Source organism: Methyloversatilis universalis EHg5 (assembly GCF_000378945.1).
Lineage (GTDB): Bacteria > Pseudomonadota > Gammaproteobacteria > Burkholderiales > Rhodocyclaceae > Methyloversatilis > Methyloversatilis universalis_A.
Window position 1 is genome coordinate 1141018 of record NZ_KB900539.1, and the last position, 21679, is coordinate 1162696.

Here is a 21679-nt window from a genome sequence, read left to right on the forward strand (position 1 = left end):
ACGAGCAGGCAGAGCTATGGGTGCGAGCCTGCGGCTTAGCTATGTTCATGCTAAGCCAGGTCACTCGTCTGTTGAATATCGCTACGTGCTCGCAGATTGAGCATACTTCCACGGCATCCCAAAAGGAATTCAGACGATGACTGAGAAGCTGAGCCTCGATATCGCCATCGTGCTGCCGGATGTGCAAGATGAAGCGGATGCATGCGTTGAGCGTCTGATTAAAGAGGCCCAAGGCCAACCTGGCGTTGAGCGGATCCACATAGTGGCGAAAGGCGGTACTGCCGCCGCCGAACTCTGCATCCATTACGACCCCGATGTGATTGAACTCGCACGAGTCCGCGCTCTGATTCTGAGGGCGGGAGCCGCATGCACTGAGCGTTATGGACATGTCGTGTGGCAAGTGAATGGCATCACTCATACGCGGCGAGCTAGGTCTATAGAAGATGAACTAAGCAGAATCCCAGGTGTGCTGGAAGTGGATGTGAGCGCCGCAGGTTCCATCAAAATGGAATATGACCGCACTCGCACAAATGAGACAGAGATATGGGAATCCCTAATTTCCCTGAAAGTATCTCTCCGACAAGACGGCAATCCCGTCAGGGGTGCTTCAGTACCGTCGGTCAAGACAGATACCAATGTTGAACCCGATGATCATTCTCACAAGCATGGTGAGTTCCTAGGGGACAACACCGAGCTGATCTTCGCCCTAACCTGCGGAGCTCTTCTTGCCATCGGGTTCGGAATTGAGAAGCTGACCGCTGATGCGCCACCGTGGCTGCCGTCTGCCCTCTACCTCGTTGCTTATTTCTTTGGTGGCTTCTTCACCCTGCGTGAAGCCGCAGACAATCTTCGGCGCAAGCGATTCGAGATCGACACCCTGATGCTCGTGGCGGCTGCCGGTGCCATTCCACTCGGCGCACTAGCCGAAGGAGCGCTGCTGCTATTTCTGTTCAGCCTCGGACATGCCCTTGAGCACTACGCAATGGGTCGAGCAAGGCGCGCGATCGAAGCTTTGGCAGAACTCGCCCCAGACACTGCAAACGTTCGGCGCGGTGGCCAGATTACGGAGATTGCGGTCGAGGATCTAGCAGTGGGAGACGTTGTTATCGTTCGACCCAATGAGCGTCTTCCGGCAGACGGATTCCTCGTACAGGGGATGTCCAGTATCAACCAGGCGCCTGTTACCGGCGAAAGCATTCCTGTCGACAAATACCCCGTCCCAGATGTCGCCAACGCTCGCTCAAAGCCTGATCTGGTGGATTCGTCTTCACGCGCATTCGCCGGGACTATCAACGGCGCAAGTGCGATCGAGATCGAGGTCACACGAACCTCGGGTAACTCAGCCTTGGCCAAGATTGTGAAGATGGTGAGCGAGGCCGAATCCCGCAAATCCCCAACGCAGCGTTTCACTGATCGGTTCGAGCGCATATTCGTTCCCGCCGTGCTTGGCTTGGCCCTTGCGCTGCTGTTTGCCTGGATTGTCATTGATGAGCCGTTCAGTGATAGCTTCTACCGGGCGATGGCTGTTCTCGTTGCGGCCAGCCCGTGTGCATTGGCGATTGCTACGCCGAGCGCGGTGTTATCTGGCGTTGCGCGTGCGGCGAGAGGAGGCGTGCTGGTGAAAGGCGGTGCCCCGCTGGAAGAGCTTGGTTCCTTGCGCGCCATGGCCTTCGATAAGACCGGAACACTGACTGAAGGCAAACCCCACATCACCGAGGTCGTTCCGGCTCCGGGTGTTTCGTCGGATGAGTTGCTATCAATAGCCGTGGCGGTGGAGAGCTTGAGTGATCATCCGTTAGCGCTCGCTCTGGCTCGCGACGGACGCCAACGTCTGGAAGGGCAATCAATACCAACGGCGACAGATCTTCGAAGTCTGACTGGCCGCGGCGTCGTTGCAAAGGTGAATGGTAGCCAGGCATGGGTTGGTAAAGAGGGAATGTTCGGTGCCGACGGCATTCCAGATCTTGGGGAATTTACGGCGTCGGCCATAGCACGGCTAAGCGACGCAGGTCATACAACCATGGCTGTACGCTTAGGTAACCGTGATCTCGGGGTCATCGGCATGATGGACACACCCCGTCCTCGTGTCCGGGAGGTTCTGCAGCAACTGCGGGAGCTGGGCGTTAGTCGCATGATCATGATCTCCGGTGATCACCCAGTCGTTGCAACAGCGGTGGCTAAAGAGGTTGGGTTGGATGAGGCATGGGGAGGTCTCATGCCTGATGACAAAGTCAAAGCGATCAAAGAGCTCAAGGAGCGGGCCAAGGTTGCCATGGTCGGTGATGGAGTGAATGATGCTCCAGCTATGGCGAATGCAACTGTTGGAATCGCGATGGGCGCTGCCGGATCTGATGTCGCTCTGGAAACAGCGGACGTTGCATTGATGACTGATGACCTTCGCCGCTTACCATTTGCGGTGGCGCTGAGTTGGCGTACACGAGCCGTTATTCGGCAAAACGTTTTCGTCAGTCTCGGAGTGGTGGCATTCCTTGTTCCGGCGACCATATTTGGTCTCGGCATCGGCCCAGCAGTCGCCATCCACGAAGGTTCAACGCTGCTCGTGGTGTTTAATGCGCTTCGTTTGCTGGGTTACAGAGAACGGTGAGCTTATTCCAGTGATGTGAACCGCCCCGGGTTTTGTGGAGGCTCCAAGTCTTGAGAAGATGGAGCCATCAAGAAGTCATCGAAGTTCTCACCTGAGGTTAGCGAGCGAGCTGTGCGACTGGTGCAGGAGCACCGCGGGGAGTACCCGTCGCTGTGGGCAACGATCGAATCGATCGCACCGAAGATCAGATGCGTGCCGCAGGCACTGCTCGATTGGGTCAAGCAGGCGGAAGTCGACGCGGGGGCACGTCCTGGCGTGAAGACGCCGGATGCGCAGCGCATCAAGGATCTGGAGCGCGAGGTCAAGGAGCTGCGCCGCGCCAACGAGATCCTGAAGCTTGCCAGCGCGTTTTTCGCCCAGGCGGAGCTCGACTGCCGTTTGAAGTGATTTACGGGCTGGTCGATGAGTACTGCGACAGCCACGGGGTCGAGCCGATGTGTCAGCTTTGTCCTGCAGTGCTGCTCTGCCGCCTTTACACCAGCGTTCCAGGCAACCATCCCGGATGTTCTGCCAAACGAAAAGGACTATACCCGCGCACTGTCCCTCTCTCGCATGGCCTATGACATGGAAAGCCTGCTCAGTCCAATGATTGCTGCAGCGCTCCTGACAGTGATCAGCTTCCACTGGTTGTTTGCATTCACGTCGCTGGGATTCCTGATCTCTGCGTTGCTCGTTCTATCCGTCGTGCTGCCCCTGTCGGAGGCCAAGGAGCGCACCGGAACCGTTTATGAGAAAACGTTCCGTGGCATGTCAATCTATCTGCGTACCCCACGGTTGAATCTAGCCGCTGCCGCTGCGAGTTCAATGGTGATCGTCAACACGGTGGTCTACGTGCAGACGAGGCTCGGGCGTGAGAGCGGCGATGTTCCGCTGGCCCTAGCGTGCTTTGGGTTTGGATCGATGGTTGTGGCGTTGCTGGCTCCCGATATCTCTGGACCGCATGTCTGATCGTCGCCCCATGCTTCTGGGGGCGACCATCATGACAGTGGGCCTGGCGGTGGGGGCTGCTGTAGGCCTTTTGGGCAAGCCACAGAGTGGCCGTTCTTTCTCCTGACGCTGTTTGTAATTGGCGTTGGCTATTCAATGACGCAAACGCCAAGTGGCTGCCTGCTACGTCGCTTCGCCACTGCGGATGATCGATCTGCAGTGTTTGCAGCTCAGTTTTCACTCTCGCACCTGTGCTGGTTGCTGACCTATCCATTGGCAGGACAAATCGGGATAGCGGCGGGGCTGCCGGCGGCATTTGGAGTACTGGCGGTCGTCGCACTTCTGGGTACGTTGAGCGCATGGGCGCTATGGTCTGCCAATGACGCGGAGGAATTGGTGCATTCCCATGGTGACGACGATGCCAGTCTTGCTCATCTCGAGACAGGTGAGCCCCACGGTGCAGGCCGACACAAGCACGCCTATGCCATCGATGAATTGCATCTGAGATGGCCGACAAGCGGTAACTGAGTCGCTAAGCCAATGAACCAATTCCTCCTTGCAAAGACCGTTGACTGATATGAAGGGTGATTTGGCACTGCTATCCTTGCTGCACGATTACTTCTTCTGGATTCTCGGAGGCGGTGGTGCACTCATGCTTGTTCTGTATATATTTCTAGATGTTACGCAAATGCGCAGCGAACGCAAGAAACGGAAAATAATCGAGGAGGCCGTGCAGAACAGTCAGTCAAGAGGCAAAAAGGACTGTCAGAAAGAATGAGGTTGAGGTTTTGGATGAAATTTTCTTGTGGGGGTTTTCAAGTTTCCGTTGTGATCGTAGATGGTTTTGATTGGTGGGTCGTAAATGAGGGTCGGATGGCGGATTTGATGGGGGTTGATTGGGCGTTGCTATGGTGGCGAACGATCTGCATATTCAATCTTTCACGCACTTGAGGATGATGGTGATCAGTAAAAGCCGGCTTGAAGGGCGCTGTCGTTCGATTTAGAAAGCGCGGAGAACGCAGGGAAATTTCAGGGGGGTATATGGCGTTCATGAATCAAAGATTTGTTGGCGTAATTCCGGGCTGCTATCGGCTAACCTGGCAACGAGTTTCACTCTTTCTCATAGCGACGCTTCTCTTGTCGTTCGCGTGCGCAAGTCAGGTGCACGCCCATGCTGTGGCCGAGGGCGACAAGGGCTACATTCAAGAGATATCTGGCGTAAATATCATCCATTTTATGTATTTGAGGGGCGAAGCACATGGCTACAGGATATGACCATATCCTGTTTTTGCTTGGGGTGATTTTCTTCCTGTACCGGATGAAGCCCATTGCCTTGTGTATGACGCTGTTCGCTGTTGGCCATTCGACAACGATGTTTCTAGGTGTGTACTTCAATGTCGGATAAATGGCTACATAATTGATGCAATCATCGGCCTTTCGGTGGTTTACAAGGCGCTCGACAATGTTGGGGCGCTTCGGCGTTGGCTCGGTTTTCAGCCCAACACGAAAATCGCAACAGTTGTATTTGGACTCTTCCATGGGTTTGGTCTGTCCACAAAGATCATCGAGTACAACATTTCGCCTGACGGCCTGACCCCCAACTTGCTGGCATTCAATCTAGGCGTTGAAATCGGACAGTTGCTTGCGCTTGGCACCATTTTGATTGCGATGAGCTATTGGCGCCGAACAGCTGGTTATTGGCGCCATGCGTACGCCGCAAACGTAGCTATGATAAGTGCCTGTTTCATTCTTGTCGGCTATCAACTCACTGGTTATTTTTTCTGATTCACACACCGAGAAAATCTTATGTACAACGCAACCAAGCCGACGCTCGACGAACCTTCCCACATCTAAACAACTGCTTCGCTCGACGTCGATTGCATTCATCGCTACTATGGCCATTTTGATCGCCATTGTCCTTCCCTCAGAGTATGCGATCGACCCGACCGGGATTGGACGCGCTCTGGGCTTGACGGAAATGGGAGAAATCAAGACGCAGTTGGCCGAAGAAGCCGCTGCTGACGCTGCTTTGGATGCCGAAAAGGTTGCGACGAAAGGGAGCGCCGGTTCCGCAATGCCAGCGCAGGTACAAAGTGGTACACCGGTAGCGAACGATTCGGCTTGGCGCGATGAAATGCGTGTCGTGATAAAGCCCGGCCAAGGCGCCGAGGTGAAGTCGAGTATGAAGGTTGGCGAGCAAGCCGAATTCGACTGGGTTTCCGAAGGCGGCGTGGTGAATTTTGATACCCACGGCGATGGCGATGGCCAGTCTGTTAGCTACAAGAAGGGACGTGCTGCGCCTGCAGGAGATGGCGTGATTCAGGCCGCTTTTAGTGGCAACCACACTGGTTCTGGCGAAACCGTGGTGACGCCGATGTCACGGTGATCGTTCGTACTCGAGGCCAGTACGCGGAGATGAAGCACGTCCTGTAATCAATCAAGCTGACACAGACCAATGTCTTTTCATTTTAGTTCTATTGTTATGTCATTGGTTCGAAATGAAACCGAAGTTTTCCGTTCTGCCGCTTTGGCAGGGCTTTACCCCAGGAGATAGTGATATAAAAGTTCGCCCGTTCTTGATTGCAGCCATCATAAGGGAAACGCTGATCAAAGCCACCCTTCCGGGATTTTTCGTCCGTGAGGCAGCAACTCCGAAATTCGCATCGTCATGACATCGAATTTCGGCTCTTTTTCAGCCCCGAATCATCGACCCGAGGCCCTTTCGGAGCTCATCGCTCCGATTTCTCGCCCTCAGGACGCACCTGTCCTGTAGGGCGCGCACAGACTTCTCTGCGACAGCACCAGATTCGCCATCGCGAACAGCACATGCAACTGCGCCGTGTTCTTCGCCAAACCCTTGTAGCGGCACTTGCGATGCCGGAACAGGTTCTTCACCACATGGAATGCGTGCTCGACCTTCGAGCGGATGCTCGCCTTGGCGTGCTCCGCCTTCTCGATGAGTTGGCGTCTCGGGTCCGTCTTGTCCAGCCTCTTGTAAGTCGAACGCCGGCGTGCGATCACGAATTCGGCCGGGCAGTCCTTCAGTTCGGGACGCTTGCCTGCACCCTGGTAACCAGCGTCGGCATGCACGTGCTTCTCCTCACCATGCAGCAGCTTGTGCGTCTGGCTCACGTCGGACGCGTTCGCCGCCGTGGCGGCAAGCGAATGAACGATGCCGGTGTGCGCATCCGTACCGATATGCGCTTTCATGCCGAAATACCACTGCTTGCCCTTCTTCGTCTGGTGCATGTCGGGGTCGCGCTCGCCCTCCTGGTTCTTCGTCGAGGGGGGCGCAGCGATCAAGGTGGCGTCGACGATCGTGCCTTCGCGCAGGATCAGCCCTTGCTGACCGAGCTGTTCGCGGATCAGCGCGAAGATGCGCACCGGCATCTCGTGACGTTCGAGCAGGCGGCGAAATTTCAGCAGCGTGGTGGCATCGGGTGCCTGACGCTCGATCAGGTCGATGCCCACGAAGCGACGCACCGCGATGCTGTCGACGATGGCATCTTCAATTCCTTCGTCCGACAGGCCCAGGCAGTTCTGGCACAGATACATGCGCAGCATCGTTTCCAGCCCGACCGGCGGACGACCGCGCTCGCCGCGGTAGTAGTGCGGCTCGATCAATGCCACCAGCTGCGACCACGGCACCAGACGATCCAGGTCGGTCAGAAACTTCTCCCGCCGCGTCGGCTTGCGACGCGCCGAGTACTCGAGATCGGCGAAGCTGGTTTGCTGTTTCATCTGGATGGTTGCGCCTATCGGGATGACCGGGGCATTCTACGGGGACGGGGTTAAATCAGTGTTTCCTATGATTACAGTGTAATCAAACGTGCGGCTTGCAATGACCCAAAAGCGCCAACAACAAATCTCTAGCGCCCAACGTGGATTTCGCGCCCGAAAGCGCGAGGCTGGGGATCATCGTCTTCAAACCTGGTTATCCGCGAATGCTGCGGACCAGCTGCAGACTTTATGCGCGGAACTTTCATTGGGCCAAGCGGCAGTCATTGAAATGGCAATTGCCAAATTGCAAGATGAACAGCACACTCACGGAAAAGGCGACCTATGACCACCGTTAGCAAGATTGAATGGACCGAGCGCACCTGGAACCCTACCATCGGGTGCACCAAAATCTCACCGGGCTGCAAGCACTGCTATGCCGAGGGCATGGCTGGCCGCTTGCAGGCAATGAGAACGCCGGGATACGAAAACGGCTTTGAGCTCACGCTCTTGCCGCAACGTCTGCGTGACCCGCTACTGCGCAAGACGCCGACCACTTATTTCGTGAATTCCATGTCCGACCTCTTCCATGAAGACGTACCTACCGAGTACATCAAACAGGTCTTCGACGTCATCGAGCAGGCGCATTGGCATACCTTCCAGATTCTCACCAAGCGGGCCGATCGTATGGCCGAGATTTTTCGCAAGAAAAAGGCCCCATCTAACGCCTGGCTTGGGGTATCGGTTGAGGACAGAAAATACGGTGTGCCACGAATCGACCACCTGCGTACAGTGAATGCCGCTATCCGGTTTCTGTCCGTCGAGCCCTTGCTGGAGGATGTTGGTTTCCTCAATCTGGACCATATTCATTGGGTTATTGTCGGCGGCGAATCCGGGCCGAAAGCGCGCCCGATGAAGATTGAATGGGTCGACTCAATCCGGGCACAGTGCGAAGATGCCGGAGTGGCCTTCTTCTTCAAGCAGTGGGGGGGCTGGGGTGCTGACGGCGTCAAACGCGCAAAGAAACACAATGGCCGCGAGTTGCATGGCCGCACCTGGGATGAAATGCCGGCTCAAGCCATGGGAACCTAATCGGCATGGCTAAGAAGGAGAACAAATACGCTTGGCGTATCGGCTCCCCGCCTCCCGTTCTGGAGCAACACAGTGCAGTCAAGCACCGCATTATTGAAAACTATGTGCGTAACTATATCCAGACACTCATGTCGCAGGCGCATATTCCGAAGCTGCAGCTCACTCTGATTGATGGCTTCAGCGGCGGTGGTTGCTATCAGGTTGAGGATGCCAACGCTTTGGTAGGGAAACACTGATTTAACCCCGTCCCCGTAGAATGCCCCGGTCATCCCGATAGGCGCAACCATCCAGATGAAACAGCAAACCAGCTTCGCCGATCTCGAGTACTCGGCGCGTCGCAAGCCGACGCGGCGGGAGAAGTTTCTGACCGACCTGGATCGTCTGGTGCCGTGGTCGCAGCTGGTGGCATTGATCGAGCCGCACTACTACCGCGGCGAGCGCGGTCGTCCGCCGGTCGGGCTGGAAACGATGCTGCGCATGTATCTGTGCCAGAACTGCCTGGGCCTGTCGGACGAAGGAATTGAAGATGCCATCGTCGACAGCATCGCGGTGCGTCGCTTCGTGGGCATCGACCTGATCGAGCGTCAGGCACCCGATGCCACCACGCTGCTGAAATTTCGCCGCCTGCTCGAACGTCACGAGATGCCGGTGCGCATCTTCGCGCTGATCCGCGAACAGCTCGGTCAGCAAGGGCTGATCCTGCGCGAAGGCACGATCGTCGACGCCACCTTGATCGCTGCGCCCCCCTCGACGAAGAACAAGGAGGGCGAGCGCGACCCCGACATGCACCAGACGAAGAAGGGCAAGCAGTGGTATTTCGGCATGAAAGCGCATATCGGTACGGATGCGCACACCGGCATCGTTCATTCGCTTGCCGCCACGGCGGCGAACGCGTCCGACGTGAGCCAGACGCACAAGCTGCTGCATGGTGAGGAGAAGCACGTGCATGCCGACGCTGGTTACCAGGGTGCAGGCAAGCGTCCCGAACTGAAGGACTGCCCGGCCGAATTCGTGATCGCACGCCGGCGTTCGACTTACAAGAGGCTGGACAAGACGGACCCGAGACGCCAACTCATCGAGAAGGCGGAGCACGCCAAGGCGAGCATCCGCTCGAAGGTCGAGCACGCATTCCATGTGGTGAAGAACCTGTTCCGGCATCGCAAGTGCCGCTACAAGGGTTTGGCGAAGAACACGGCGCAGTTGCATGTGCTGTTCGCGATGGCGAATCTGGTGCTGTCGCAGAGAAGTCTGTGCGCGCCCTACAGGACAGGTGCGTCCTGAGGGCGAGAAATCGGAGCGATGAGCTCCGAAAGGGCCTCGGGTCGATGATTCGGGGCTGAAAAAGAGCCGAAATTCGATGTCATGACGATGCGAATTTCGGAGTTGCTGCCTCACGGACGAAAAATCCCGGAAGGGTGGCTTTGATCAGCGTTTCCGTAGACGGTTCTCCGCTGTTGATGATGCGTGCGGTACGTGAGGCCCGAGCCGCCTTAAATCGTGGCCGTAACAAGCCGCGTGAACTCTGCGTGAACTACGATTTCATCGACATCGAACCAGAGACGATCGACTATCTAAACTACTGGCTCAACGGGCGCGCTGACGATAAAGCGATTGACATGGAGGATAAGCAGCGTACCTCTGTCCGTTGTGCAGACTTTCTCGCCGAATTGCCACGCATCCGGAACGAGATCAAGCAACGAAGGTTCGGTGAGCGGGCTATTTTTGTTCTGGACCAATACAACTATAACGACCTTCCAATGGCCGAGATGGCAGGTCTCATGCGAGACCTCAAAGGTAGCGAAATTATCCTGACCTTCAATGTAGGCTCGCTCCTTACTTATATCTCCGACCACGCCGCCAACCGGAAACCCATGGCCCGGATCGGCCTAGAGAAATACATCCCCTGGGAACAGATCCAAACACTCAAAGCAACCGACTCGCAGCGCTGGCGCCAAATTCTGCAGCGCCATGTGGCGCACGGGATCAAGACTGAAACCGGAGCGCAATTCGCCACGCTTTTCTTTGTACGCCCACTAGGTAGCAACACATGGGATTACTGGCTAATCCACCTATCCAATCACTACAAGGCACATGAGGTCATGAAAGACCTTCATTGGGATCATGCTACCGAATTTGGGCATGAGCTCGAACCCGGAGTCTTTATGCAAGGCTATGATGCGAACAAGGATGATCGTTATACCCAGCAGTCTCCATTCGATTTTGGCCCGGACTCACGCCAACGCTGTATTGAAGGTATTCACGAGCATCTAGGGCAGATCGTGACGGCACTAAACCAACCCATCACTATCAGGGATCTTGTTTACCAGTCGGCTAGCCGCTCCCCAGGGCCGCCGCACTCGGATGTCATGGACGGGTTTTCATGGCAGATTGCCTAAATTCTGAGCAACTTTCCCGCGCAAACAGCCTCACTCTGCGAACTCCACATCAAGTTTCAACTGGCCCGAATCAAGTTTTCCCGGATTTCTATGCGAAATGGCAATTTTGGTAGGCGTTCCAGCCCCAATTCACCCACGTGACATGCGACTCATTGAAATGACATCCGAGTGCGGAAGCCCTGAGCCGCTCCCCAGGTTCAACACAGCACTATCTGGAAGCGTTAAAGGTACTTCATCACTCCCAAGATATTGTGGTTTGTGGAGCTGATGGGCGCGTACGCCGACCAGCAAAGAACTACAGCCTCAGTGACGTAATTGAGCACTCGAGACGTATTCGGCTCATTTAACGCCGGCCTCTTGTGGGTGTTACTCAACCTGTTTCTTTAGCCGCCACTCCTTAACCAGTGCATAAATCGCCGGAATCACGGCTAGCGTCAGGATGGTTGAGGAAATCATGCCGCCTACCATAGGGGCAGCAATCCGGCTCATGACTTCGGAGCCGGTGCCCGTGCCCCACATGATCGGCAGCAGGCCGGCCATGATGGCGACGACGGTCATCATCTTAGGGCGAACCCGTTCTACAGCGCCTTCCATGATGGCCTCATAAAGATCGTGAACTGAGGGTGTCTGCCCCTGCTGCCGCCGTTTCTCTTTGATCTCTTCCCAAGCATGGTCAAGGTAGATCAGCATGATGACCCCGGTTTCGGCCGCAACCCCTGCCAGCGCAATAAAGCCGACTGCGACGGCAACCGACAGGTTGTAGTTGAGCAGCCACATCAGCCACACACCGCCAACCAGCGCAAAAGGCACCGACAGCATGACGATGATGGTCTCCGTCAGGCGCTTGAAGTTCAAATAGAGCAGCAGGAAGATGATCAGCAACGTGACCGGGATGACGACCTTCATCTTCTCGATGGCGCGTTCCATGGACTCGAATTGGCCGCTCCAGGTGGCGTAATAGCCCGGCGGGAAATTGACCTGTTCCGCCACCGCTTTGCGCGCATCGGCGACATAACTGCCAATGTCGCGATCACGGATGTCGACAAAGATATAGGCCGACAGCAAGGCATTTTCGGTGCGAATTCCCGGCGTGCCCTTGGCGACTTCGACCCTGGCCAGTTGCCCCAGCGGAATCATGCCACCATCCATGGTCGGCACCAGTACTTCGCGGGCGATGAGCTGCGGGTCTGAACGCAATTCGCGCGGATAGCGCACCGTAACGCCAAAGCGCTCGCGTCCTTCGACCGTGGTGGTTACCATCTCGCCACCCAGCGCCTGACCGATTACATCCTGCAACTCCCCAATCGTCAGGCCGTAACGCGCCAGTTGGGTACGATCGGGTTCGATGTTCAGGTAGAAGCCGCCGGTAATACGTTCAGCGAATGCTGAGGTCGTGCCGGGAACTGCCTTGACCACGGTTTCGATCTCGCGTGCCAGGCGCTCCATTTCGTTGAGATCCTTGCCGAAGACCTTGATGCCGATAGGCGTTCGTATTCCGGTCGACAGCATGTCAATCCGTGCCTTGATCGGCATGGTCCAGGCATTGGAGACGCCGGGGAATTGCAAGGCCTTGTCCATTTCGGCGATGAGCTTGTCGGTGGTCATGCCGGCTCGCCATTCAGATTCCGGCTTGAGGTTGATCACCGTCTCGAACATTTCGGTCGGTGCCGGATCGGTAGCGGTATTGGCGCGTCCCGCTTTACCATAGACTGAGGCGACTTCCGGAAAGCTTTTGATGATCTTGTTTTGCGTCTGTAGAAGCTCGCCTGCCTTGGTGATCGACATGCCAGGCAGCGAAGACGGCATGTAGAGCAGTGTTCCTTCGTTCAGCGTCGGCATGAATTCGGAGCCAAGTCGACTGGCCGGAAAAATGGAAACCAGCAGCGCAAGAATGGCCACCAGCACAGTGGCCTTCTTCCAGCGCATGACCGCTGCAATGATCGGACGATAGCCCCAGATGAGGAAGCGATTCACCGGATTCCGGGCTTCCGGCATGATCTTGCCTCGTATGAAAAGCATCATCAGCACAGGAACCAGCGTCACCGATAGCAAAGCCGCGCCGGCCATGGCAAAGGTCTTGGTGTAGGCCAGAGGCGCAAACAGGCGCCCCTCCTGTGACTCCAGTGTAAACACGGGCAGGAAAGATACGGTGATGATGAGCAAAGAGAAGAACAGCGCCGGGCCGACTTCCTTGCAAGCTTTAATCATTGCCTCGATTCGTTCGGCATGACAGTGCTCCGCCGGCAGCCGCTCGATGTGCTTGTGGGCATTCTCGATCATGACGATGGCGGCATCGATCATCGCGCCGATGGCAATGGCAATTCCGCCCAAACTCATCAAGTTAGAGTTCATGCCGAGCAGCCGCATGGCGATGAAGGCAATCAAGACGCCCACCGGCAGCATCAGGATGGCCACCAGGGCGCTGCGGAAGTGCATCAGGAACACCATGCATACCAGCGCCACGATCAGGCTTTCCTCGATCAAGGTGCGCTTCAGGGTGTCAATGGCGCGGTGAATCAGTTCCGAGCGATCATAGACGGCCTCAATCGTGACACCCTCAGGTAGGCCAGAGGAAATTTCACCGATTTTCTGTTTGATGTTGTGGATGACTTCCAGCGCGTTCTGCCCATAGCGCGCCATGGCGATGCCCGAAACAACCTCGCCTTCTCCGTTCAGCTCGGTGAGACCACGCCGTTCATCCGGCGCCAGCTCGACGCGTGCGATGTCCTTGACCAGTACCGGCGTACCATTGCTGGTCTTGACCACCAAGTTCTCAATGTCGGAAATCCCCCGCAAATACCCCTTGCCGCGAATCATGTACTCGGTCTCCGCCATCTCGACGACCCGCCCGCCGACATCGCGGTTGGATTCGCGAATGCTTTGGCTTACCTTGCTCAGGGGGATGCCGAAGGCGCGCAGTTTGACTGGATCGACAGTGACCTGATAGGTCTGCACAAAGCCACCGATGGAGGCAACCTCAGCAACGCCATGCGCCTTGGTCAGTTGATAGCGTAGATACCAGTCCTGCAAGGTGCGCAGTTCCGCCAGGCTCTTGTCCTTGGCCAGAACGGCGTATTGATAGACCCAGCCGACCCCAGTGGCATCCGGGCCGATCTGTGGGGTCACCCCCTTGGGCATGCGTCCGGCGGCGGAGTTGAGGTATTCCAGTACCCGGGAGCGCGCCCAGTAGATATCCGTGCCGTCCTCGAAAATGATGTAGACGAAAGAGGCGCCGAAGAAAGAAAAGCCGCGAACCACTTTCGACTTCGGCACCGACAGCATGGCCGATGTCAGCGGATAAGTAACCTGATCTTCGACGACCTGGGGCGCCTGCCCCGGATACTCCGTATAGACGATGACCTGCACGTCAGAAAGGTCGGGCAGCGCATCCAACGGCGTGCGCATGACGGCAACGATGCCACCGACGATGACAAACAGGGTAGCCAGCAGAACTAGGAAACGGTTGCGTCCCGACCATTCGATGATTTTGGCGAGCATACTGTTCCCCGTCAGTGGCCAGCGTGAGGATTGGTGGCCGAACCGGAATTGGCCGGCTGTTGCGGCGTAATGCGGGTAATGACCCATTCACCAGCCTTGCGCTCGACGAATTCGAATTTCACCGCCATGCCGACCTTGATACTGCTCAGAAGCGCCGGGTTTGCCGTCTGGAACTCCATGCTCATGGCGGGCCATTTGAGGCTGGCAATTGCACCATGATTAAGTGTGACGGCACCCATCTTGAGATCGATCTCCTCGACCGCTCCTTCTGCCTGATGTCCAACTGTGGTGGGCTTTGCACCGGAAGATGTGGCTTCTCCCTGGGAAGCTGGGGGCGCAGCACCATGACTGGCATGGCCAAAGCTGCCGACAGCCGCCTTGAGATTGCTTTCTGCATCGATAAGAAAGTTGGCGGTAACGACAACGGCTTCGCCTTCCTTGATGCCGTCCAGCACTTCCACCTGATTATCGCTGCGTTGCCCCAACCGAACCTCGCGTGGCTCGAAGCGACCTTCGCCGGCCTGCACCAACACAATGCGCCGAGTGCCGCTGTCGATGACGGCAGAATTCGGAATGACGACCACCTTGCTGCGACCACCGACGGGCAGCTCTACCTGAGCATACATGCCCGGCTTGAGCAATTGCCCCGGATTGGCAAGCTCGATCCGTACCTGAACCGTCCGCGTGTCAGCCTGTAACGTAGGATAGACGTAGCTGATCGTGCCTTCGAAGCGTTTGTCGGGGTAGGCATTGATGTGCACCAGGGCTTTCGCACCGGTTTTGACGAGACCAATATCCTGCTCGAAGACATCCGCAATCACCCATACCGAGGAAAGATCGGCAATTTGGTACAGCGCCTCTCCAGGCATGAAGCGCATGCCTTGCACCGCTTTTTTCTCGATCACGATGCCGCTAACCGGTGAGCGAAAGGTCAATGTCCGACGGGCTTCCTCCGACTTGGCCAGCGCCTTAATCTGCTCATCCGAAATATCCCAGTTGCGCAAACGCAGCAGGCTGGAATCAGCCAGTTGACGCATGCTTGCCTGGGCTTGGTCACCAGCGCCCTTGAGCGACTCGACGCCTTGTGCCGCAACGGCGTATTCGCGCTGAGCAGACACCAGCTCCGGGCTGTACACCTCGAACAGCGGCTGTCCCTTGCCAACCGGCTGCCCGGTTATGCTGACATGCAGGCGTTCGACATAGCCCTCGAACTTAGGTGAAATCGTATAAAGGCGACGCTCATCCGGTTCGACTCGGCCGGCCGCGCGGACAAGCTTGTCGAGCGTTTGCAATTGCGCGAGTTCGGTACGCACGCCAAGTTTCTGGACCTTCTCGCTACTAATCCTGATCTGGTTGGCGCTGCTGGGTTCCGCTTCCTGTTCCCCTTCATAGACAGGAATGTAGTCCATGCCCATCGGGTCTTTCTTTGGCACTGTTGAGGTGTCGGGCAGCCCCATTGGATTGCGGTAGAACAGAATCTTGCGTTCAGCCCCTCCTACGGTCGCTCCTGCTGAGTCATGAGAAGCCCCACGCTGACCGATCCAATATCCACCACCTGCCGCCAACACAGCAACCAGGGCCCCAACGGCCAATCCTGAACCCCGATTCATAGTTCTTCCCCTAACAGTCGTTCAATTTCGGCTAGGCGCACTTGCGCGTCCACCTCAGCCTTGATTTGGTTTTGTCGTGCCTGACGTATCTGCCGCTGTGCATCGAGCAGCGTTGCGAAATCAACCTTGCCGTTCTCATAGCCGGCCAGCGCGGCCTTGAAGGTCAGCTCGGCCTGCGGCAAGAGGCTGTTCGTCAGTAGCGTCTCGGTCCGGCGAGCGGCATCCAAGCCGGCCAGGCTTTCGCCCAGCAGAGACAGAATCTGGTTGGCGGTTGCCTCCTTGCGCGCTCTGGCAGCGGTTAGCATGGATTCCGATTCCCGCTCCTGAGCGCGGCGCGTGCCTTGTTGCAGGGGAATGCTGAACTCGAACATCAGCTCCCATTCCTTGACCGAGTTCTGATACTGCATGGGTGAAACCCCTAGCGTGACATCCGGGTAACGGTTCTTGTAGGTCAGATCACGGTTCTTCTCGGCCGCCCTGATTTTGGCTTCCGCGGCGAACAATTGGGGATTCCGGGCGCGCACCCGGTCTTCAAGCGCAGCGAGCTCAAGCGCAACGGGCTGGGGGAGCTTGCGTAGCTGAGCCGGTTCCTGCATCGGTGAGTTGATTGGCCGGGCCAAGAGCGCATTCAGGCGTGCCCGCAGATAGTTTTTTTCAGCCTCAACGGCAATCAGTTCGTTGCGCATGTTGGTCTGCTCGACCTGAGCTCGGATCACATCCTGCTGTGCCGCAAGGCCCCCAGCGTAGCGGGCTTGCGCGACCTTCTCCAGACGGCTCATCAGATCGAGGATTTCGCGGGTCAGCTGTTCATTACGATAGGCGTAATACATCTGCGCAAAATTGAGTTTGATCTGCCCGGCAATATCAGCCCAAGCTCCCATGAGCTGCCCCTTGGCACCATCTGCCTCCAGCTCGGCGATTTCCCGTTTAAGGTCGCGCTTGCCAAACCAAGGTAGTTCCTGCATCAGCAAATAGCGGGTGCTGCCGACCTTACTGGGCGCCAGCGTGGCGTTCTGTTCGCCCATTTTGGTAATGTCGCGCAACTCGGTTCTGAAACGAGGGTCGGGCAACGCGCCCGCCGGGTTGATGCGCTCGAATGATGCATCGGCTTCCGCCTGCATTGCCGCATATTCCGGATTCCGGGGCTTGGCATATTCCAGCAGGCTTTCGACATTCCGCCCCAGCGGCGGCTCCTGAGCCAAGGCGGTACTGCTGATGGCCAGCCCCAAAAGCAGGCTCTGCAAGCTTTTTAACGACGACATCTCAGACTCTCTCCACAACATCTGTTTGCTTCATCAGAATTTCCTCCACTTCAGGCGCAAGGCATTGCCGACCACGGAAACAGAGCTAAGGCTCATCGCCAGCGCTGCAATCAAGGGCGACAATAGCCACCCGGTCACGGGATACAGGAGGCCGGCGGCAATCGGAATGCCGAGAGCGTTATAGAGAAATGCAAAAATCAGGTTCTGGCGCATGTTGCCTACCGTTGCCTGCGACAAAGCCCGGGCAAAAGCAATGCCACGCAAATCGCCTTTGACGAGCGTGAGTTGTGCGCTGTTCATGGCGACATCCGTACCTGTGCCCATGGCAATACCGACATCGGCTCTAGCCAGTGCAGGCGCATCGTTAATGCCATCGCCAGCCATCGCAACCACGGCCCCGGCTTTTTGGAGTTGTTCGACCAAAACCAGCTTGTCGGCGGGTTTTACCTCGCCATGCACTTCATCAATGCCCAATCGCGCACCCACGGCCTTGGCGGTGGTCAAGCCATCGCCGGTGGCCATGACCAGACGAATGCCGACTTGTCGCAACATGGCAAGCGCTTCCGCAGTGCTCGACTTGATTGGATCAGACACAGCCAGCAGACCCGCCAGCTTTCCGTCGACACCGAGATACATCACGCTGGCGCCTTCGCTACGCAGGCGTTCGGCATCCGCTACTAGGGGGGCCACTTGAACCCCGGCCTGTTCCATCAGCGCAGTATTACCAAGTGCCAGCAACTTTCCGACCACGCGACCATGCACACCAATGCCGGTGGAAGACTCAAAGTCCTCGACCTTATCGAGACTGAGCGCCTGTTCTCGGGCCGCCTGAACGATGGCATCGGCGAGCGGATGTTCGCTGCCTTGGTCCAGGCTGGCGGCGAGCCGTAAAACTTCGTTGGCATCAAAGCCCGCGGCCGGAACGACACGATCAAAACGCGGCCTGCCTTCCGTCAGCGTGCCCGTCTTGTCCACAATCAAGGTGTCGACCTTGCGCAGATTTTCGATGGCGGCTGCATCACGGAACAGTACGCCGCGGGTGGCGCCTTGGCCAGTAGCCACCATGATGGACATTGGTGTAGCCAGACCCAGCGCGCAGGGGCAGGCAATGATCAACACGGCCACTGCGTTGATGAGCCCGAACACCCAGCTCGGTTCAGGTCCCCATACACCCCAGCCGACAAAGGTCAGTAATGCAATAACGACGACCACCATGACGAAATAGCCGGCCACCACGTCGGCAAGGCGCTGCATCGGCGCTTTCGAGCGCTGTGCCTGTACCACCATCTGCACAATCTGCGACAGCATGGTTTCCGAGCCGACACGCTCCGAGCGCATGACCAGCGCGCCGTTAGTGTTCATGGTAGCGCCGATGACCTTGTCACCGACACGCTTACTGACCGGTAGCGGCTCGCCCGTCAGCATGGACTCATCAACTGCGCTGCTGCCTTCGACCACCAAACCATCCACCGGGACTTTTTCGCCTGGGCGAACTCGCAGAAGATCACCCACATGCACATGGGTGAGCGGCACGTCTTCCTCGCTGCCATCTGCACCAATGCGCCGCGCAGTTTTTGGCGAGAGGCCGAGCAAGGACTTGATGGCGGCTGAAGTCTGTGAGCGGGCCTTGAGTTCAAGCATTTGTCCCAACAAGGTCAGGGAAATGATCACGTCCGCCGCTTCGTAATAAACCGCAATCCGCCCCATGGAAAAGAACGACTCGGGAAATGCACCCGGGATCAAGGTTGCCGCCAGGCTGTAGACAAAGGCAGCCCCGGTGCCGAGACCGATCAATGTCCACATGTTTGGGCTGCGCAGCATCACCGACAGCCAGCCGCGATGGAAGAAAGGCCAGCCGGCCCAGAGGATGACCGGCAGGGAGAGAACGAGCTCGACCCAAGATTGGGTCTGTGGCTCCAGCCAGCCATAGCGGTGGCCGAACATGGCCAGAATGACGACGACGATGGAGAGCGGCAGCGTCCACCAGAAGCGGCGGGTGAAATCTTTCAGTTCAGGATCCTCTTCATCCTCTACCGAAGGTAATTCCGGCTCCAGCGTCATCCCGCATTTCGGGCAAGAGCCCGGATGGTCCTGGCGAATCTCCGGATGCATGGGGCAGGTGTAGATCGTCCCGGTCGGTACCGGGTGAGCCTGCGGTGCAGCGGGGATTGCGTCCGTCACATACTTCGCCGGGTCGGCAACGAACTTGTCGCGGCATTTGGTGCTGCAGAAACGGTAATCATGATCGACGTATCGATAAACATGGGAAGAGTCTGCCTTGACCACCATGCCGCAGACGGGGTCTTTCAGCTCCCCGGCATTAGGTTCTGGCGGCGGATTGGTGTGATGCGCATGTTTATGAGCATGGTGGTCCATGTTTATTCTCCCGAGTATTTAGATTTGATTCCGGTGTAGGTCTTCACGGTTTGTTGATGAAAGAAAGAACCCAATCCGCCATGACCTTTGGCATCAAGTCAATGCCCGCAACAGCCACCGCCAGTACGCGTGCTGCCAGTAGCGGAACCAAGCGGCGTCGCTGGATAGCCAGCTTTCGTTAGGGCGTGAATGAGCGCAGCCTGCAAGGCACTGGCATTGTCTCCGCTGGCCCGGGCCACGCCTTTCGCCAAATCCACTTCTGCAATGTAAACCCCGGGTACGTCGAGCATGGCTTGTTTGACTCTCGAGACACACCCCCCACATGTCATGCCCGTTACATCAAGTTCGATCTGTTCCAGATAGCACTCCTTTGCACACTGTTTAAGACGATAGACAGAGAGGAACAAGCACATAGACTCGGCCTGCTCTGCGACAGAGACAGCAATTAATGACAAGCTCAGTTTTCATGGCGGCCGAGCTCGCTTTGCCCCCAGCGCGGAAAGAACCGAGGGGTCTTCCGGGCATAACGATCAAACTCATCACCGAACTGCGCACGCATTTCCTCTTCTTCCTTGACCGCCAGCCGACCGTACATCAGCAGCAGGATGGGGAACATAAGTAAGGTCAGCAGCGTCGGCCATTGCAATAGAAAGCCGAGCAGGATCAGCACAAATGCAACATATTGCGGATGCCGTATACGGGCATAAGGCCCCGCTGTGGCAAGGCTGTGACGGCGCTGCGCGTGGTACAGCACATGCCAGGCTTTCGATAGCAAATAGAAACCGTAGCCAAGAAAGACATAGCTGGCGATATGTAGGACGCCGAAGTGCGGATCGCCTTTCTCACCGAGCAGGGTTGCCCATAGATGGCCTGTCTCATGGGAAAGGATGTCCAGCCCCGGATACTTGGTCTGCAACCATCCCGACAATAGATAGATGGTCAGCGGGAAACCGTACATTTCGACGAACAAGGCCACGATGAAGGCCGAGAAAGCGCCGAAGGTGCGCCAGTCGCGCGAAGTCTGTGGCTTGAAGAAGCTGAAGGCGAAAAAGATGAAAATCGCCGAATTGATCAAGACCAGAGACCAGAGTCCGTAAGCATTGGTCGCGTGGTTCATGATGGGCTCCCATTCTTGTCGTTCTTGTTCTGGCTATGCTGATGCCCATGGCTTCCGTGCCCATGTCCACCATGCATGAAGATATGCATCAAGGGGCAGGCCAGCAGAATCAGATAGGGCAAGACACCGACGACGTGTGCCAGATGTTCGGTTAGCAGGTAATAGGCCGCGACTGCGCCGATGACAAGATAGCCAATCGCGAAACGGGAGCGCCAGAAACTAGGTGGCGTTTCATGGTTTTCATGTGGTTGTTCCATATACGGCCCTCCAGAAAAGGGTGGCGAGCGGAACGGATGGACTCATTGCAGAGTCATTCTGCTACGCTCAGTATGCTTATTTGCCGTCACGAGGGTGGTTGTGCTTGTCGTGGGCCGACGCAGCATCTTCCCGCGGCGATTTTTCCGAAGCCTTGCCGGCCGCCGGCTTCATTGGCATACCCTCCTTCATATGTGGACATTCGTTCATCGGCATTCCTTCTTTCATCGACATGCACTCCTTCATCGGCATATCCTTTTTCATTGGCATGTCTTTCTTCATTGGCATTTCCTTGTCCATGGACTTTTCGTGATCCATCGCCATGGCCGGAAACGCAACGACGAGGGCGGCGGATAGCAGAACCGACAGAACCGATTTCTTCATGACAGACTCCTTGAGTGATGGCTTTGGCCCTTCTTGGCTTCAGCCTTTGAGGTGACTGGAGCGCCCGCCCCAGCCACAACCTACGGTACTACTCAGTTCGCAAGCTCAACTTGGGTTACGGTCAGCGCACCGTTGATCTTGTCGGCAGAAAAATTCACCTTGTCACCGACCTTGACCTTGTCCAGCATGGCGGCTTCCTTGACACGGAACACCATGGTCATGGGCGCCATGTCCAGATTGACCAGGGGGCCATGCTTGATGGTGACCTTGCCAGCTTCCTTGTCGATCTTCTTGATTTCGCCGCTTGATAGCGCTGCCGGCGCAGCAGCCGCTGCTTTCTCGGGGTGGTGGGCATCATCCGCATAGGCCACCGAAGACAAGGCCATGCTCAGTGCAACCAAAGTGGTAGTAATCAGTTTCATGTTGAGACTCCTTTAGTG

Annotated in this window: 20 protein-coding genes, 2 pseudogenes and 1 other annotated feature; of the genes and pseudogenes, 11 read left to right on the forward strand and 11 right to left on the reverse strand. The window is 56.8% G+C overall.

Annotated elements, in window-relative coordinates; genetic code table 11:
- Positions 1–136: 136 nt before the first annotated feature.
- From METUNV2_RS0105240 to METUNV2_RS20330, 4 genes and pseudogenes are all read left to right on the forward strand, one after another.
- Entirely contained in the window at positions 137–2605 is a 2469-nt protein-coding gene (locus METUNV2_RS0105240; RefSeq protein ID WP_026187892.1) for a heavy metal translocating P-type ATPase, read from the forward strand.
- A 66-nt stretch (positions 2606–2671) separates the two neighbouring features.
- A pseudogene (locus METUNV2_RS0105245) lies at positions 2672–3051 on the forward strand (transposase); the annotation flags it as partial.
- Positions 2950–3058, forward strand: a sequence feature (AL1L pseudoknot). (Overlaps the previous pseudogene by 102 nt.)
- Entirely contained in the window at positions 3008–3553 is a 546-nt protein-coding gene (locus METUNV2_RS19980) for an MFS transporter (protein WP_008063246.1), read from the forward strand. (Overlaps the previous feature by 51 nt.) The pseudogene METUNV2_RS0105245 and the gene METUNV2_RS19980, both read left to right, overlap by 44 nt.
- A gap of 93 nt (positions 3554–3646) precedes the next feature.
- A pseudogene (locus METUNV2_RS20330) lies at positions 3647–4060 on the forward strand (MFS transporter); the annotation flags it as partial.
- Between the two features lie 582 nt (positions 4061–4642).
- Here the strand turns inward: METUNV2_RS20330 and METUNV2_RS20385 are convergent.
- A complete protein-coding gene (locus METUNV2_RS20385; RefSeq protein WP_442921804.1) occupies positions 4643–5071 on the reverse strand; it encodes a hypothetical protein in 429 nt (142 codons plus the stop codon).
- On the opposite strand from METUNV2_RS20385, the gene METUNV2_RS20390 reads away from it, so the two are divergent.
- The 3 genes from METUNV2_RS20390 to METUNV2_RS19810 all read left to right on the forward strand — a co-directional run bounded on the left by METUNV2_RS20390 (position 4973) and on the right by METUNV2_RS19810 (position 6204).
- Positions 4973–5317 (forward strand): HupE/UreJ family protein, encoded by a 345-nt coding sequence (locus METUNV2_RS20390; protein ID WP_442921799.1) that lies wholly within the window; start codon positions 4973–4975, stop codon positions 5315–5317. The genes METUNV2_RS20385 and METUNV2_RS20390 overlap by 99 nt on opposite strands.
- The gene (locus METUNV2_RS18925) at positions 5283–5918 is read left to right on the forward strand and encodes a transmembrane anchor protein (RefSeq protein ID WP_232415613.1); all 636 of its coding nucleotides are present in this window, start codon (positions 5283–5285) and stop codon (positions 5916–5918) included. Before METUNV2_RS20390 ends, METUNV2_RS18925 begins: the two co-directional genes overlap by 35 nt.
- A 112-nt stretch (positions 5919–6030) precedes the next feature.
- Positions 6031–6204 (forward strand): hypothetical protein, encoded by a 174-nt coding sequence (locus METUNV2_RS19810; RefSeq protein WP_157281313.1) that lies wholly within the window; start codon positions 6031–6033, stop codon positions 6202–6204.
- Positions 6205–6283: 79 nt separating this feature from the next.
- On the opposite strand, the gene METUNV2_RS0105275 is transcribed toward METUNV2_RS19810, so the two are convergent.
- Entirely contained in the window at positions 6284–7273 is a 990-nt protein-coding gene (locus METUNV2_RS0105275; RefSeq protein ID WP_018228450.1) for an IS5 family transposase, read from the reverse strand.
- A gap of 321 nt (positions 7274–7594) precedes the next feature.
- Here METUNV2_RS0105275 and METUNV2_RS0105285 point away from each other — a divergent pair, with 321 nt between their 5' ends.
- From METUNV2_RS0105285 to METUNV2_RS18935, 4 genes are all read left to right on the forward strand, one after another.
- A complete protein-coding gene (locus tag METUNV2_RS0105285) occupies positions 7595–8341 on the forward strand; it encodes a DUF5131 family protein (RefSeq protein ID WP_018228451.1) in 747 nt (248 codons plus the stop codon).
- 5 nt (positions 8342–8346) lie between these two features.
- A complete protein-coding gene (locus tag METUNV2_RS19815) occupies positions 8347–8577 on the forward strand; it encodes a hypothetical protein (RefSeq protein ID WP_018228452.1) in 231 nt (76 codons plus the stop codon).
- Between the two features lie 55 nt (positions 8578–8632).
- Positions 8633–9622, forward strand: a complete 990-nt coding sequence (locus METUNV2_RS0105295; protein ID WP_018227468.1) for an IS5 family transposase — start codon at positions 8633–8635, stop codon at positions 9620–9622.
- Positions 9623–9762: 140 nt separating this feature from the next.
- Positions 9763–10737 carry a three-Cys-motif partner protein TcmP gene (locus tag METUNV2_RS18935; RefSeq protein ID WP_018228453.1) on the forward strand — a complete coding sequence of 325 codons (975 nt, stop codon included), beginning with the start codon at positions 9763–9765 and terminating at the stop codon, positions 10735–10737.
- Positions 10738–11103: 366 nt separating this feature from the next.
- Here the strand turns inward: METUNV2_RS18935 and METUNV2_RS0105305 are convergent, their stop codons facing one another.
- The 9 genes from METUNV2_RS0105305 to METUNV2_RS0105345 form a co-directional block, all read right to left on the reverse strand.
- Positions 11104–14235 carry an efflux RND transporter permease subunit gene (locus tag METUNV2_RS0105305; RefSeq protein ID WP_018228454.1) on the reverse strand — a complete coding sequence of 1044 codons (3132 nt, stop codon included), beginning with the start codon at positions 14233–14235 and terminating at the stop codon, positions 11104–11106.
- A gap of 11 nt (positions 14236–14246) precedes the next feature.
- Entirely contained in the window at positions 14247–15650 is a 1404-nt protein-coding gene (locus METUNV2_RS0105310) for an efflux RND transporter periplasmic adaptor subunit (RefSeq protein WP_442921800.1), read from the reverse strand.
- 191 nt (positions 15651–15841) lie between these two features.
- A complete protein-coding gene (locus tag METUNV2_RS0105315; protein WP_232415614.1) occupies positions 15842–17089 on the reverse strand; it encodes a TolC family protein in 1248 nt (415 codons plus the stop codon).
- 51 nt (positions 17090–17140) lie between these two features.
- The gene (locus METUNV2_RS0105320) at positions 17141–19483 is read right to left on the reverse strand and encodes a heavy metal translocating P-type ATPase (protein ID WP_081618509.1); all 2343 of its coding nucleotides are present in this window, start codon (positions 19481–19483) and stop codon (positions 17141–17143) included.
- A 98-nt stretch (positions 19484–19581) separates the two neighbouring features.
- Complete coding sequence (locus METUNV2_RS20335) at positions 19582–19896, reverse strand: heavy-metal-associated domain-containing protein (RefSeq protein WP_081618510.1); 315 nt, start codon at positions 19894–19896, stop codon at positions 19582–19584.
- Positions 19897–19940: 44 nt separating this feature from the next.
- Complete coding sequence (locus METUNV2_RS0105330) at positions 19941–20600, reverse strand: methyltransferase family protein (protein WP_018228459.1); 660 nt, start codon at positions 20598–20600, stop codon at positions 19941–19943.
- Positions 20597–20857, reverse strand: a complete 261-nt coding sequence (locus METUNV2_RS19505; RefSeq protein ID WP_081618511.1) for a DUF2933 domain-containing protein — start codon at positions 20855–20857, stop codon at positions 20597–20599. The genes METUNV2_RS0105330 and METUNV2_RS19505 overlap by 4 nt, the downstream gene beginning before the upstream one ends.
- Before the next feature lie 76 nt (positions 20858–20933).
- Positions 20934–21239, reverse strand: a complete 306-nt coding sequence (locus METUNV2_RS0105340; protein ID WP_018228461.1) for a hypothetical protein — start codon at positions 21237–21239, stop codon at positions 20934–20936.
- Between the two features lie 92 nt (positions 21240–21331).
- Positions 21332–21661 (reverse strand): copper-binding protein, encoded by a 330-nt coding sequence (locus METUNV2_RS0105345; protein ID WP_026187898.1) that lies wholly within the window; start codon positions 21659–21661, stop codon positions 21332–21334.
- Between the last annotated feature and the right edge of the window lie 18 nt (positions 21662–21679).

Bases quoted from the DNA above. Each gene is read 5' to 3' on its own strand.
- METUNV2_RS0105285 (WP_018228451.1), top strand. From the start codon at position 7,595: ATGACCACCGTTAGCAAGATTGAATGGACCGAGCGCACCTGGAACCCT.
- METUNV2_RS0105240 (WP_026187892.1), top strand. From the start codon at position 137: ATGACTGAGAAGCTGAGCCTCGATATCGCCATCGTGCTGCCGGATGTG.
- METUNV2_RS0105305 (WP_018228454.1), bottom strand. From the start codon at position 14,235: ATGCTCGCCAAAATCATCGAATGGTCGGGACGCAACCGTTTCCTAGTT.
- METUNV2_RS19810 (WP_157281313.1), top strand. From the start codon at position 6,031: ATGAAACCGAAGTTTTCCGTTCTGCCGCTTTGGCAGGGCTTTACCCCA.
- METUNV2_RS20335 (WP_081618510.1), bottom strand. From the start codon at position 19,896: ATGTGCTTGTTCCTCTCTGTCTATCGTCTTAAACAGTGTGCAAAGGAG.
- METUNV2_RS19980 (WP_008063246.1), top strand. From the start codon at position 3,008: ATGAGTACTGCGACAGCCACGGGGTCGAGCCGATGTGTCAGCTTTGTC.
- METUNV2_RS20385 (WP_442921804.1), bottom strand. From the start codon at position 5,071: ATGGAAGAGTCCAAATACAACTGTTGCGATTTTCGTGTTGGGCTGAAA.
- METUNV2_RS0105310 (WP_442921800.1), bottom strand. From the start codon at position 15,650: ATGGGCATGGACTACATTCCTGTCTATGAAGGGGAACAGGAAGCGGAA.
- METUNV2_RS19505 (WP_081618511.1), bottom strand. From the start codon at position 20,857: ATGGAACAACCACATGAAAACCATGAAACGCCACCTAGTTTCTGGCGC.
- METUNV2_RS0105330 (WP_018228459.1), bottom strand. From the start codon at position 20,600: ATGAACCACGCGACCAATGCTTACGGACTCTGGTCTCTGGTCTTGATC.
- METUNV2_RS19815 (WP_018228452.1), top strand. From the start codon at position 8,347: ATGGCTAAGAAGGAGAACAAATACGCTTGGCGTATCGGCTCCCCGCCT.
- METUNV2_RS0105295 (WP_018227468.1), top strand. From the start codon at position 8,633: ATGAAACAGCAAACCAGCTTCGCCGATCTCGAGTACTCGGCGCGTCGC.
- METUNV2_RS0105320 (WP_081618509.1), bottom strand. From the start codon at position 19,483: ATGGACCACCATGCTCATAAACATGCGCATCACACCAATCCGCCGCCA.
- METUNV2_RS0105340 (WP_018228461.1), bottom strand. From the start codon at position 21,239: ATGAAGAAATCGGTTCTGTCGGTTCTGCTATCCGCCGCCCTCGTCGTT.
- METUNV2_RS0105275 (WP_018228450.1), bottom strand. From the start codon at position 7,273: ATGAAACAGCAAACCAGCTTCGCCGATCTCGAGTACTCGGCGCGTCGC.
- METUNV2_RS0105345 (WP_026187898.1), bottom strand. From the start codon at position 21,661: ATGAAACTGATTACTACCACTTTGGTTGCACTGAGCATGGCCTTGTCT.